Annotated in this window: 13 protein-coding genes; 6 read left to right on the forward strand and 7 right to left on the reverse strand. The window is 38.3% G+C overall.

Annotated features, from left to right (window positions below; all coding sequences use genetic code 11):
- Positions 1-108 precede the first annotated feature (108 nt).
- The 3 genes from BUW93_RS10150 to cls are packed head-to-tail and all read left to right on the forward strand — an operon-like array spanning position 109 to position 3,299.
- Complete coding sequence (locus BUW93_RS10150; protein WP_081211593.1) at positions 109-816, forward strand: alpha/beta fold hydrolase; 708 nt, start codon at positions 109-111, stop codon at positions 814-816.
- A gap of 56 nt (positions 817-872) precedes the next feature.
- A complete protein-coding gene (locus tag BUW93_RS10155; protein WP_081211594.1) occupies positions 873-1,835 on the forward strand; it encodes a lytic transglycosylase domain-containing protein in 963 nt (320 codons plus the stop codon).
- Positions 1,836-3,299, forward strand: a complete 1,464-nt coding sequence (gene cls / locus BUW93_RS10160) for a cardiolipin synthase (RefSeq protein WP_081211595.1) — start codon at positions 1,836-1,838, stop codon at positions 3,297-3,299.
- Here cls and BUW93_RS10165 read toward each other — a convergent pair whose 3' ends face one another.
- Both BUW93_RS10165 and BUW93_RS10170 read right to left on the reverse strand, forming a co-directional pair.
- Positions 3,300-4,013, reverse strand: coding sequence for a TlpA family protein disulfide reductase (locus BUW93_RS10165; protein ID WP_081211596.1), 714 nt, complete (start codon positions 4,011-4,013; stop codon positions 3,300-3,302).
- A gap of 143 nt (positions 4,014-4,156) precedes the next feature.
- Complete coding sequence (locus BUW93_RS10170; RefSeq protein WP_081211597.1) at positions 4,157-4,672, reverse strand: hypothetical protein; 516 nt, start codon at positions 4,670-4,672, stop codon at positions 4,157-4,159.
- Between the two features lie 153 nt (positions 4,673-4,825).
- On the opposite strand from BUW93_RS10170, the gene rpmH reads away from it, so the two are divergent.
- The 3 genes from rpmH (at position 4,826) to BUW93_RS10185 (ending at position 8,401) form a co-directional block, all read left to right on the forward strand.
- Positions 4,826-4,984 carry a 50S ribosomal protein L34 gene (gene rpmH / locus BUW93_RS10175; RefSeq protein ID WP_011708966.1) on the forward strand — a complete coding sequence of 53 codons (159 nt, stop codon included), beginning with the start codon at positions 4,826-4,828 and terminating at the stop codon, positions 4,982-4,984.
- Positions 4,985-5,086: 102 nt separating this feature from the next.
- The gene (gene carB, locus BUW93_RS10180) at positions 5,087-7,939 is read left to right on the forward strand and encodes a carbamoyl-phosphate synthase large subunit (RefSeq protein WP_081211598.1); all 2,853 of its coding nucleotides are present in this window, start codon (positions 5,087-5,089) and stop codon (positions 7,937-7,939) included.
- 69 nt (positions 7,940-8,008) lie between these two features.
- On the forward strand, positions 8,009-8,401 hold the full coding sequence (locus BUW93_RS10185) for a DUF423 domain-containing protein (protein ID WP_081211599.1): 393 nt from the start codon (positions 8,009-8,011) through the stop codon (positions 8,399-8,401).
- Here the strand turns inward: BUW93_RS10185 and BUW93_RS10190 are convergent.
- The 5 genes from BUW93_RS10190 to BUW93_RS10210 form a co-directional block, all read right to left on the reverse strand.
- Positions 8,396-9,367: a bile acid:sodium symporter family protein gene (locus BUW93_RS10190; RefSeq protein WP_081211600.1), complete on the reverse strand. Its 972-nt coding sequence runs from the start codon at positions 9,365-9,367 to the stop codon at positions 8,396-8,398. The two genes, BUW93_RS10185 and BUW93_RS10190, sit on opposite strands and share 6 nt — an antisense overlap.
- Positions 9,368-9,369: 2 nt before the next feature.
- Positions 9,370-9,915, reverse strand: coding sequence for an acyl-CoA thioesterase (locus BUW93_RS10195; protein ID WP_081211601.1), 546 nt, complete (start codon positions 9,913-9,915; stop codon positions 9,370-9,372).
- A complete protein-coding gene (locus tag BUW93_RS10200; protein WP_081211602.1) occupies positions 9,905-11,062 on the reverse strand; it encodes a serine hydrolase domain-containing protein in 1,158 nt (385 codons plus the stop codon). The genes BUW93_RS10195 and BUW93_RS10200 overlap by 11 nt, the downstream gene beginning before the upstream one ends.
- Positions 11,062-12,474 carry a DNA recombination protein RmuC gene (gene rmuC, locus BUW93_RS10205; RefSeq protein ID WP_081211603.1) on the reverse strand — a complete coding sequence of 471 codons (1,413 nt, stop codon included), beginning with the start codon at positions 12,472-12,474 and terminating at the stop codon, positions 11,062-11,064. Before rmuC ends, BUW93_RS10200 begins: the two co-directional genes overlap by 1 nt.
- Positions 12,475-12,558: 84 nt before the next feature.
- Entirely contained in the window at positions 12,559-13,353 is a 795-nt protein-coding gene (locus BUW93_RS10210; RefSeq protein ID WP_081211604.1) for an ABC transporter ATP-binding protein, read from the reverse strand.
- Between the last annotated feature and the right edge of the window lies 1 nt (position 13,354).

The raw sequence follows: 13,354 nt of genomic DNA on the forward strand, positions 1-13,354 counted from the left end.
TCTTCATTATTTTTATTCTTTCGGTTGTGAAAGCCAATAAAATAGCAGTAATTTTGATAGATAAATTTACGGCTTTATACCTGCCTTTAGTGTTATATACTTGTTAAAATGGAAGACGATAAAGAGTTGATCCATATTTATTTTATGCCCGGTCTTGCAGCTAATTCTTCAATTTTTGAGTTTATTGAACTTCCTGAAGATAAATTTAAAATGCACTTCCTGGAATGGATTATTCCACTGGAGGATGAAGCCTTAACCAGTTATGCTAAAAGGCTGCTTAAATATATTAAACATAAGAACCCTGTTTTAATTGGCGTTTCTTTTGGGGGGGTAATAGTACAGGAAATGTGTAAATTTATTGAGGTAAAAAGGCTCATTATCATTTCCAGTGTAAAATGTAGGGACGAATTACCCCGCAGAATGCGAATTGCGGCTGAAACCGGTTTGTTTAAGCTTTTGCCTGTAAGTTTACTGGATTACGTAGACTATTTTGAGAAGATTGCCGTAGGAGATTTTATTAAAAAACGTGCAAAATTATATAGAAAATACCTTTCGGTAAGGAATCACCGTTATTTAAACTGGGCTATAAAAAATATGGTGTTATGGGATTGTGAAAAACCCAGGAAAGACGTGATACATATCCATGGAGATAAAGATGAGGTGTTCCCGGCTAAGTATATTAATGGTTTTATAGAAGTAAAAGGTGGAACCCACGTTATGGTGATTAACCGGTATCGCTGGTTTAATAAACATCTGCCGGAAATTATTCTTACCGGCAAAATGAATAAGAAAATTGATAAAGAAATTGAGAAATGATTTTCTGTATTTCTTCAGATATAAATGAAATTAGTAAAAATTAAAAAAGAGAGAAGATGAAGTTAGTTAGAAACCTTTTGATGGGAGCCGGAATTCTTGGAATTGCAGCAATAAGTATTAATGCTGTGCAGGATACTCCCTATAAAAAAAATCAGGAAGAACAACAAAGTGAGAGACAAGCTAACCGGGATGATACTGCGGTAAAAGATTATAATGTTTATGCCTTGCCGGTGCCGGAAAAGATGGATTTTGCGGGAGAAGAAGTGCCATTGCACCTGCCGGATATTCACGAAAGAATTGACCGCGAATTATTGGTAAATACCTATTGGCAATCTAATGGCCTTCTTTTGTTAAAAAGAGCCCATAAATATTTTCCTATAATCGAGCCTATTTTGGAAGAAGAGGGAGTACCAGACGATTTTAAATACCTTGCTGTAATAGAAAGCGGTCTTACCCAGGCTATTTCTCCGGCTAGAGCTGTGGGATTTTGGCAAATTATGGAAGGCACGGGGAAAGATTATAAACTGGAGATAAATGATAATGTAGATGAACGATATCACATCGAAAAATCTACCAGGGTTGCCAGTAAATATCTGAAAAAATCCAAAGAAAAGTTCGGGACCTGGACCCTTGCAGCCGCCGCTTTTAATGCCGGGGATCGCGGAATACAAAGGCAGTTGGATAGACAAAAAGTAAACGATTACTATGATTTGTTGTTAGGGGAAGAAACCGGGCGCTATGTTTTCAGGATCCTGGCATTAAAGGAAATTATGAGTGACCCCGGGAAATACGGGTTCAATTTTGAAGAGAAACACCTTTACAATTACGTTCCAACTCGTAAAGTTAAGGTAGATACAGCAGTTTCAGATTTTGCCGATTTTGCGAAGGAATTCGATATTAATTACAAAATTTTGAAAATACACAACCCGTGGTTGCGTGAAGCTCATCTCAATAATGCCTCGCGTAAAACCTATTACATAGAAATTCCCGAAGAGAAGGCTTATACCGCTGCCGAATAGATGAACTTCATTCAGGATAATATCTGGTGGTTTTTATTGGTTTTTAATTACCTGCTTGTATTTATTACCGCCGGATATGAAATTATGCACAACCGGGAGCCGGTAAAAACTATTTCTTTACTGTTTGCTTTGGTTGTGCTTCCTGTTATTGGGCTTGTTATCTATTATTTCTTTGCGCAGGAATACCGAAAGGATAAGATCTTTAATCGTAAAAAAGTTTACGATCACGAGATGATCAAAAAATGGGAAGATCAGCTTATACTCGAAGATCGTGACCTCCAACACCTGGAGAATTTTTTTGTTGATGATAAGATTAAGTTGGTAAGACTGTTGCAAAACAATCAAACCAAGCCATTTACTTTTGGAAATAAGGTGGATATCCTGATAAATGGAGAAAAGAAGTTTGAAACCCTTTTTGCCGATCTAAAAAAAGCTAAAAAACATATACACCTCGAATATTATATCTTTAAAAGTGACAGGATAGGTACGAGGCTAATAGATATACTGTGTGACAAAGCCCAAGAAGGAGTAGAAGTAAGAATTAGTTACGATTATGTTGGAAGTTCTCTTAGTTCTAAAGCTCTTAAGCGAATGGATTCCTGCGGAATTGAGATTTTTCCTTTTATGCCGGTTTGGTTTCCTAATCTGACCCGAAAACTCAATTATAGAGACCATAGAAAAATTGTAATAATTGATGGGAGAATAGGCTTTATTGGTGGGGTTAATATTTCTGATGAGTATGTTAACTATAAAGAACAGGAAGATAAAAAGGTGTACTGGAGAGATACCCATCTAAGAATTGAAGGCCACGGGGTAAAATCTATACAGGCACAGTTTCTCTTAAATTTCAACTTTATAACCAGTAAGGGAATTGAGATTAAAGATGATTTCTTCCCGGTTATGGAACCTGCCGGAAAAGGTGCTATTCAAATTGCTGCCAGTGGTCCAGACACCGATTGGCAGAATATCATGGAGGCAATTCTTACCGCGATTAATACCGCTGAAGAATATGTGTATATCACCACCCCTTATTTTATACCCAATAACCAAATATTAACTGCCTTGTGTACGGCCAGCAGGATTGGTATCGAAATTAAGATTATAGTTCCTGAAGTTGGGGACTCCGTGGTGGCCCGGCACGCAACGAATTCTTATATTGAAAAATTACTTGAATCGGGGGTGCAGGTTTTTCATTATTGCAAAGGGATGGTTCACGCAAAAACCATGGTGGTAGATGGGGTGGTAAGCACTATTGGAACTTGCAACCTTGATAACCGAAGTTTTGATATTAACTTTGAAATAAACGCTTTTATTTACGATAAATATATTGCCCGGGAAATGCTGGATATTTTCAATAATGATTTGTTGGAATGCGAAGAATTGAATCTTGAAGCCTGGCGAAATCGTCCCTATTCTGAAAAAATAAAAGAAGCACTCTCCAGGCTCTGGGCGCCTTTGTTGTAGTTATTCGGGACTCAAAGCGAAATTGCGTTGGTTTGATATCTTCTGTTTATGCCTGAGTAAGTGGTTTGCAATGCCATTTTCAATGGCTACATAATTTAAGTCAAAAGACTCTTTTTTCGAGACTCCATAGGGATGAAAAACACTTCTCTTAATCTTCATTATTTGTTTTTCTTCATTCAGGAGAAAACAGGTGGGCAGGCCCAGGGAGTGTTTTAATTGTTTCACCACAAAGGCACCTTCATTTTCTGTTTCATCTACATACAGCACTGAAATTTGTTGATTGAAGTTTTTTGAAAGTTTTTTCACGGTTTGTTTCTCATCCCAGAAGACAACAACAAAATCTATTTTATCCCTATATTTTTCTGCGAGTTCATTGAGGGCTGGAAGTTCTCCTTTTCCGGGAACGTGCCAGGAAGCATAGGTGAGCAGATAAACAGGTTTCTTAAACCTGGATAAGGGAATTTCTTTACCTTTCAGGTTTTTGAAGGAGAAATCATCCATAAAACTACCGGCTAATTTAAAATTCACCAGGGAATCAAATAGTATTTTAGCTTTTTCAAAATTTCTTAATCGGTAAGCTTTTTCGGCTTTTTCTTTATAGGAGGGCAAATGGAGGGCAAGCGCTTCAGAGAAAGAAATTTTGGAATTCTCTTCCTGCTGGGACCAGCCTTTTATGCTAAAAATAAGTAAGAAAACAAATAGTATTTTCTTCATGCATTCCACTTGGTAGGGTTTGGGAATACGAAGATATGGGAAGGAGAAGGTTTATTGAAAATTTATCGGTAAACTGCCTAAATACTGGTTAAAAGTATTGATTCTCTAAAGACTTACAGAAATTAACGAAAATTGTCTAAAATTTAAATTTTCTTCATTTGTTGTTTCATCATCTTTATCTGGTCTTTTAGCATCCCGTGTTTATCGAGTTTTTTGGCTTCGGCCAGCAGGTTAGTGGCTTCTCTTTTTCGACGTTTTGTCATCGCGATTCCTGCAAGGTTTAATTTTGCCATTGCCAGGTCCTGATCCATTGAAAGTCCAAGTTTGATAGCTCTCTTAAAGAATTTTTCAGCCTGGGTCATGTTGGTTTGAGAAACCATTAGCCCGTGAAGATACCAGTAATAACCTTGTTGTTTTTGAGTAAGAGCTTTCTCAGGATCCTTAATCTTATCTAACCATTTTTTAGCTCCTGGAAAATCCTGTTTTCTAAGTCTAAGAAAAGCCAGTAATATCATTTCGTTTTTGAAGTAGAGAAAAACAAAAATGAGGGATAGAAGAACCCACATAATTCCATTTCCAATATTTCCTTCTATAAATTGCCAGGTGGCCAGGGCAAGAATTAACCCTGCTAAAACGATCTTGATATTCTTATTGAACATAAATGCTGTATTTTTGCAGAGCGCAAAGGTAATAAAAACAATTAGAAATTATTTCAAATTAGTGTTTGGAGGAGTTAAAAAGCTTTGTATATTTGCACGCAGTTTTTAAGAGACTAAGAAAACGAATTATCAGAAGATTTAAAGATATTTAAAATGAAAAGAACCTTTCAACCATCTAAGAGAAAAAGAAAAAACAAGCACGGCTTTAGAGAGCGTATGGCAAGTGCTAACGGTAGAAAAGTCCTGGCCAGAAGAAGGGCTAAGGGAAGAAAAAAATTATCTGTATCTTCTGAAAACAGACATAAACACTAATGAAAATTGGTTTTGAAAAAAATAAAGGTGTTACTTTTTTAGTAACGCCTTTTTTTATATCCTGTCACTTCGTTATTTTTATCATCAACACAACTATATAACATGCCCAAAAACGAGAATCTTAAAAGTATTTTGATCATAGGTTCAGGTCCTATTGTAATTGGCCAGGCCTGCGAATTTGATTATGCCGGAACACAGTCGCTGCGATCCTTAAGAGAAGACGGAATTGAAACTATTCTTATTAATTCCAATCCGGCTACGATAATGACTGATCCCTCTATGGCCGATCATGTTTATCTCAAACCGCTTACCACTAAATCCATAATTGAGATCCTTAAGAAGCATCCAAATATTGATGCTGTTCTGCCCACTATGGGAGGACAAACCGCCCTTAACCTTTGTATTGAGGCTGATGAAAAAGGAATTTGGGAAGATTTTGAAGTAAAGCTAATCGGGGTTGATATTGATGCTATTAATATTACCGAGGATCGTGAGAAGTTCAAACAGTTAATGGGAAGAATTAATGTGCCGGTTGCCCCTGCAAAAACTGTAACCTCTTTCCTTCAGGGAAAAGAAGTAGCTCAGGAATTTGGTTTTCCGCTGGTAATTCGTGCCTCTTTTACCTTAGGTGGAAGTGGTGCTGCTTTCGTGCACAAAGCAGAAGATTTTGATGAATTGCTCTCACGTGGTCTTGAAGCCTCCCCCATTCATGAAGTGCTAATTGATAAAGCGCTTTTGGGATGGAAAGAATATGAGCTTGAACTCCTAAGAGATAAGAATGATAATGTGGTTATTATCTGTTCTATTGAAAATATGGATCCTATGGGAATTCATACCGGAGACTCTATAACCGTGGCTCCCGCGATGACCCTAAGCGATACCGCCTTTCAAAGAATGCGTGATCTGGCCATTAAGATGATGCGCAGTATCGGTGATTTTTCAGGAGGATGTAACGTGCAGTTTGCGGTAAGCCCCGATGAAAAAGAAGAAGTTTATGCCATTGAAATTAATCCAAGGGTTTCCAGGTCATCGGCCCTGGCTTCTAAAGCCACAGGTTATCCTATAGCGAAGGTTGCAACCAAACTTGCCTTAGGATATACCCTTGATGAGCTGGATAACCAGATTACAAAATCAACTTCAGCTTTATTTGAGCCAACTTTAGATTATGTGATAGTAAAAATACCACGCTGGAACTTCGATAAATTCGAAGGTTCAGACAGGACACTGGGGCTTCAAATGAAATCGGTTGGAGAAGTAATGGGAATAGGGCGTTCGTTTCAGGAGGCTCTGCATAAGGCAACCCAATCCCTTGAGATCAAGAGAAATGGTTTAGGCGCCGATGGGAAGGGCTATAAAGATTACAATCAGATTATAGAAAAACTTACCTACCCAAGCTGGGACCGGGTTTTTGTGATTTATGATGCTATCCAGCTGGGAATTCCTTTAAGCCGCATTCATGAGATCACCAAGATCGATATGTGGTATCTAAGGCAATATGAAGAACTTTATGCCCTGGAAGTTGAAATTTCAGGATATGATATCAATTCGCTTCCAAAAGATCTTCTGCTGGAAGCTAAACAAAAAGGTTTTGCCGATCGCCAGATAGCTCATATGCTCGATTGCTGGGAAAGTGAAGTACATAAAAAACGTAAAGAATTAGGTATAAACCGGGTTTTCAAATTGGTTGATACCTGTGCCGCCGAGTTTAAAGCTGAAACGCCTTATTATTATTCAACTTTCGAAGCCGATATTGAAACTCCTGATGGGAAAAGATATGTTGCCAACGAAAGTAAAGTAACCGATAAAAAGAAGATTGTGGTTCTGGGTTCAGGTCCAAACAGGATTGGACAGGGAATAGAATTTGATTATTCCTGCGTGCACGGTGTGCTCGCGGCAGCAGAGTGTGGTTACGAAACCATAATGATTAATTGTAATCCGGAAACTGTTTCTACCGATTTTGATATCGCTGATAAACTTTATTTTGAACCGGTTTTCTGGGAGCATATTTTTGATATCATTCAGCACGAAAAGCCTGAGGGTGTAATAGTTCAGTTAGGGGGACAAACCGCTTTGAAACTAGCTGAAAAACTGGATCGCTATGGTATTAAAATTATGGGAACCAGCTTTGAAGCACTGGATCTTGCCGAAGACCGGGGTAGTTTTTCTAAATTGTTGAAAGAGAATGATATTCCTTTCCCCGATTTTGGGGTAGCCGAAACCGCCGAAGAAGCGCTTTCCCTTGCCGACGAACTTGATTTCCCTATCCTTGTAAGACCTTCTTACGTTCTTGGCGGACAGGGAATGAAGATCGTGATCAATAAAGACGATCTTGAAACTCACGTGGTTGACCTTCTTAGAAAAATACCAAATAATAAATTATTGCTGGATCACTATTTAGATGGCGCTATAGAAGCTGAAGCTGATGCGATCTGCGATGGGGAAGATGTGTATATTATAGGAATTATGGAACATATCGAACCTTGTGGAATCCATTCGGGTGACTCAAATGCGCTGCTTCCTCCTTTCAATTTAGGAGATCTTGTAATGCAGCAAATTAAAGATCATACCCGTAAAATCGCCTTAGCCTTAAATACGGTTGGACTTATCAATATTCAGTTCGCCATTAAAGATGATATGGTTTACATTATCGAAGCCAACCCGAGAGCTTCCAGAACGGTTCCATTTATCGCAAAAGCCTATGGGGAACCTTATGTAAATTACGCCACTAAGGTGATGTTGGGAGAGAAGAAAATTAAAGACTTCAATTTTAACCCCAAACTTGATGGATATGCCATAAAACAACCGGTATTCTCTTTCAACAAGTTCCATAATGTAAATAAGCAGTTGGGGCCTGAAATGAAAAGTACCGGGGAAAGTATTCTGTTTATTGATAGCCTGAAGGATGATGAATTTTACGATCTCTATTCACGAAGAAAAATGTATCTGAGTAAATAAGATCTGGAGTTTTTATAAATTAACCCATTGTGATTTCTTACTTTCACAATGGGTTTTTTAATTTGCAATATGAAAGAACTGGTTCTTATTATTGGTGGTATCTATGGTGCTTTAGCTGTTGTTTTTGGTGCTTTTGGTGCTCACGCATTGAAGAAGCGCTTCAATGATGATCAACTAAAAAGTTTTGAAACAGGGGTGAAATACCAAATGTATCATGCCTTAATTTTGATTATTAGCGGGATAAGTTTTCCGTTTATCGGGATCTCTCAGCAACTTACAGCCTGGTTTTTTATAATTGGAATATTTCTTTTCTCCTTTAGCATTTATGGCCTCACCCTGGGTTCGGCATTTGGAAGGAAACCTCGTTTTCTTGGTCCTGTTACACCTCTTGGAGGACTGCTTTTAATTTTGGGTTGGATTCTTTTTACCGTTAATATTGCTGAAATTGCAACATACCTATAGCTTTTCAACTCCAATCTCTTCGAGTCTCTGTTTACGATATTTTTCTGCGTACCAGGCAACCAATAGTATTTGCAGGGAGTGATAAAGCATTATTGACAGTAAAAGCAGACCTGTGCTGGCTGAACTTCCGAAGATAACCTTTACCATCACCGAACCGTGAACAAGAGATTTTTTGGTTCCGCAGAATTGAGTAGTGATCTTGTCGGGTGTGTTGAAGCCAAGTTTAATGCTTAAAAAGCCCAGGCCATAATAAACCGTAAAAAATAAAACCACTACCATAGCCCCTAGCTTTGTCATTTCAAGGATGCTTATTCTATCGAATAAATTAGATAAAAAGGACAAGCTGAAACTGGAATAAACGATTAAAATAATAGTGGTTTTATCTAACAAACCCAGCTGTTTACTGTGTTTTCTGGCAAATTTTCCCCAGAAACGCTGAAGGAGTAAACCTATGATTAAGGGCAAAATTATTTGAAGAAAAAGCTTTAGAATAATAGAACCAAAATCGAATTCCTCCGACTTTTTTATAAAAAAACTCAACCAGAGTGGGGTAGCGACTATTCCTATTAATCCTGAAAGACTGGCGTTAAAAATTGCCGTGGGTAAATTACCTTTTGCCAGAGAAACCATTACGATAGAAGAAGATACCGTAGATGGCAGTGTACCCAGGAAGAAAAGCGAGATCCAAATATCTGAACCGGTGCCTGCTTCAAAAAAAGGCAATAAAATTAAGGCCAGTAGTGGAAATATCACAAAAGTGGTTAATTGAATTACAATATGGACTTTGTAATTTAGAAAACCCATCTTGAATTCGGCGGGAGAAAGTTTGAGTCCGTAGAAAAAGAAAATGAAACCAATTCCAATATCGGTGATAGTCTTTAAAGGAAGAATTTCGATTCCCTGCGGAAGAAAATAAGCAATAATAATGGCAGTGAAAAGGGCTGCTATGAATCCGTTAAACTTCAAAATTAGTGTTGGATTTTAACTTTGTATTTTTCTACAATATGGAGGTATTCTTCAGAATTAAAATCGGTGGCCTGAAATTCTGCATTGTCTTTTATCTTTATCTCTTTCCTTTTAATGCTTTGGGCAAACCTTCTAATATCATTATCGGTTTTAAGAATTAAACCGGGTACCTGTACAGAATTCCCTTTTTCATCTTTAGCTACCATAGTAATATGGGAAGAATTACAATGTTTTATCGCTCCCGTCTGGATATTTTCTGCTTCTACCCGTATCCCGATCACCATAGAGCTGGTACCAACATAATTAACCGAGGCTTTCATAGTAACGAGCTCCCCAATTTCAATAGGTTTCAGAAAGTCTACTGTATCGACACTCGCCGTCACACAATAAGCCCCCGAATGTTTAGAGGCGCAGGCAAAAGCAATTTGGTCCAGTAGAGATAATATGTAGCCCCCGTGAATCTTTCCGTTGAAATTAGAATGAGAGGGCAACATTAGTTCGGAGATTCGTACCTGGGATTCTTCTACTGTTTTATATTTATTTTGCATTATTGAGGCTTTTGTTAACTAGTTGTACAAATTTTTCAAGCTTAGAGGGTTCTAACCAGCGTGTCACTATCACCATATCATTAGTTCTATCTACAATAATAAAATTTCCACCAAACCCGGCTGCATAAAAGATATCACGGTTAATGCTTTCCCATTGTGGTTCCTCTGCGCGGTTAAGCCACCACATATAACCGTAATTCCTGTTCGCTTCAGAAGAATCTGTTATTTCGTTTACCAGGTTTGCTGGCAGGATTTGTTGGTCTTTCCATGTTCCTTCATTAAGAAAAAGATACCCAAATCTGGCCATATCTTCAGTATTGATAAACATTCCTCCTCCGGAATGTCCCCCGCCGCTAACCGATTGCATTTTGAACCCATCAATGCTAACCCAGGAATTATCATAGCCAAACCACCTCCATGTTGGGGAAGCGCCAATGGGGTCCATAATTTCCTTCTTTAAAACTTTTGGTAAAGGTTCCCGAAATACCTGAAGCAGGGAGTAAGCTAAAACATTCACCCTAACATCATTATACTTGAAATGAGTTCCGGGCTCGTTTAACTTTCGGGCCTTCCATTCGTCTATGCTTCCCTCTCTCGGGGGTCTGTCTGCCCAATCGTAAGAACCCCATAAGCTGCCGCTCCAGTCTGAAGTTTGCTGAAGAAGATGTTTCCAGGTAATCTTAGCGTTATGTGTGCCCTCAAAGGTCTTGTCCCAAACAAAATTTTTAACCGGCTGATCCAGTGAATTTATTAGGCCTTTATCTAAAGCGATAAGTGCAGTGGTGCTAAGGAAGCTTTTTGTTACGCTAAAGGTCATATCTACGCGTTTGGTATCTCCCCATTTGGCGATTAAGTAGCCATCTTTAATGATCATTCCTGCCGGACCGCCACGGCCTTTGGTGGGTCCGAGAATTTGGTGATATGGTTCGTGCTCAAAGCCTTTTAAAATAGCCTGCCGAAGATCTTTTGCCCCGCTGTATTCATTGTTTTGAGCAAATTCCACAACCTGAGTGAGGTCTAAATTGTATTCAGAATCCTGTTTTTCCTGCCATTCTCCTTTTTCGGGAAAGTATTTAGTTTGAGCAAAGATCGGCTGAAACAACAGCCCTAGAAGTATTATTGAAAAAAAATCAGACTTTTTAAGCATTAGTTTAAGTTTTTACTTTGTATTTGATCTTCTTCGTTTTCCGCACGGGTAAGAAGTTTGCCATCAAGCTGTTTACTGGCTTTTGCCCCAAGTTTTTTTAGCTTTTCTACTCTACCTATCAGGTTTCCTTTTCCGGTGAGTTTTTTCATAGCGCCTTCATAAGTATTCTGAACCGTCCCCAGCTGTTTCCCTACTTTTTCAAGTTCCAGGGTGAGATTTACAAAACTATCATAGAGTGCACCCGCCTTAGTCGCGATTTCGATAGCATTTTGCTTTTGTTTTTCATTTTGCCACATACTGTCTATGGTTTTCAAAACCGCTAGGAGAGTAGTAGGAGTAACTATAATAATATTTTTTTCAAAGGCTTCAGCGTACAGGTTTGGGTTTTTGTTTGAAGCAATGGCGAAAGCAGCTTCTATAGGGATGAAAAGCAAAACGAAATCGGGGCTTTCCATTTGATAAAGCTCGTGGTAATTCTTCGCGCTTAATTCTTCAACCCGTTTTTTCACGGAGATCAAATGATTCTTTAGATGCCCCTGGCGGTTTATTTCTTCGTCCTCATTAATGTAGCGTTCATAGGCATTGAGGGAAACCTTGGAGTCGATAATCATTTTCTTTTCTCCCGGTAAATGGATAATTACATCGGGCATTACGCGTTTACCGTTTTCTGTGTGGAAATTCTGCTGAACAAAGTATTCGCTATCTTTTTGCAGACCGCTGCGTTCCAAAACCCTCTCCAATACCATTTCGCCCCAATTACCCTGCATTTTAGTGTTGCCTTTTAAGGCTTTGGTGAGATTGGTGGCCTCTTCACTAATCTTGAGGTTTTGCTCGTTTAAAAACTGAAGCTGTTTGCCAAGCTGGGCGTGACGTTCAATAAAATCGGTGCTGTTTTTATCCACTTTTTCCTCAAAAGTTCTGATCTTTTCCTGAAGTGGTTTTAATATATTTTGAATGTTCTCCTTGTTCAGGGAAGTAAATTTCTCTGATTTTTGCTCCAGTATCTTATTGGCCAGGTTTTCAAATTCCTTGCTAAATTTCTCCTGAAGTTTTTCCACTTCGGCTTTTTGCTCTTTATTATTTAGCTGAAGATTATCAAATTCTGAATTCCTCCTGGTGAGTTCGGTACTTAAAAAATCCTTTTCCCGGCGTATTTCTTCCCGCTCTTTCTCTACTTTTTCCAATTGAATCGCTCCTGAATTTTTTAATTCTGATAATTCCTCTTTATGCTCTTTTAAATTTCTGGTTAATTGACTTTTAAGATCTTCTATTTGAAGTGATAGTTGATTATTTCTTTCTTCAATTTTACTGATATTTCCCTTGTATTTTAACCCCGAAAATAGTTTACCCAAAATGAAGCCCAGCAGGATTGCGATGACGGGAAGAAGAATGAGTAATAAGGAATCGGTCATGGCGGAGGATGCTTTTTCCAAAGATACTTATTTGAAAAAAATATCACCCAAAAAGTACGGGGAATACTAAAACCATAAATAATATCAAGACTTTATCTTAAAAGAAGAACTGTTTTTATCAAAGAAAATAAGATCTGAAGGAAAGATACTTGACAATTTCCCCGATCTTATCAGTTCCTGTGGGCTGCCCATTACAATCTCATTTTTTTGCATCAGCAAAATTTTATCACAAAGCTGCAGGGCAAGATTTATTTCGTGAGAAGCGAAAATTATAGCCTTATTGGTTTTGCGGGTTAGTTTTTTTAGAAGTTGCAGTATGTAGGCTTTATGATATAAATCTAAATGGGTTGTGGGCTCATCGAGAATTACCAGGGGGGTATCCTGGGCCAGGGCACGGGCAATTAAAACTTTTTGCATTTGGCCGTCACTAAGTTCATAGCATTTTTTATTCTCCAGACTTTCAATATCTACCAGGCGAAGTGATTTTTTTATGTGTCTCAGGTCATTTTTAGTAAGCCTACCTATCCAATTTGTATAGGGTTGCCTCCCAAGTGCAACTAATTCAAAAACACTCAGGTTTTTAGATACGGGCTGCCCGGTAAGGACCAGACTTATAAGAGAAGCTTGCTCTAAAGGAGGGAGACTTTTTAAATCCTTTTCATCAATAAGGATATTTCCTGAAAGGTTTTCCTGCACGCCACTAAGGCTTCGTAAAAGGGTTGACTTTCCAATACCATTTATTCCTATTACCGCTACAAGTTGACCTGGAGAAATATTGATGTTGATATCCTGGGCAATATAGGTTTCTGAATTCCGGTTGCGATAGCCTATGCTAAGCTTTTCGGTTTTAAGAATGCTATTTGGGGTAAATTCAGTCATT

The sequence above is a fragment of the Salegentibacter sediminis genome, assembly GCF_002078605.1.
Classification (GTDB): Bacteria; Bacteroidota; Bacteroidia; order Flavobacteriales; family Flavobacteriaceae; genus Salegentibacter; species Salegentibacter sediminis.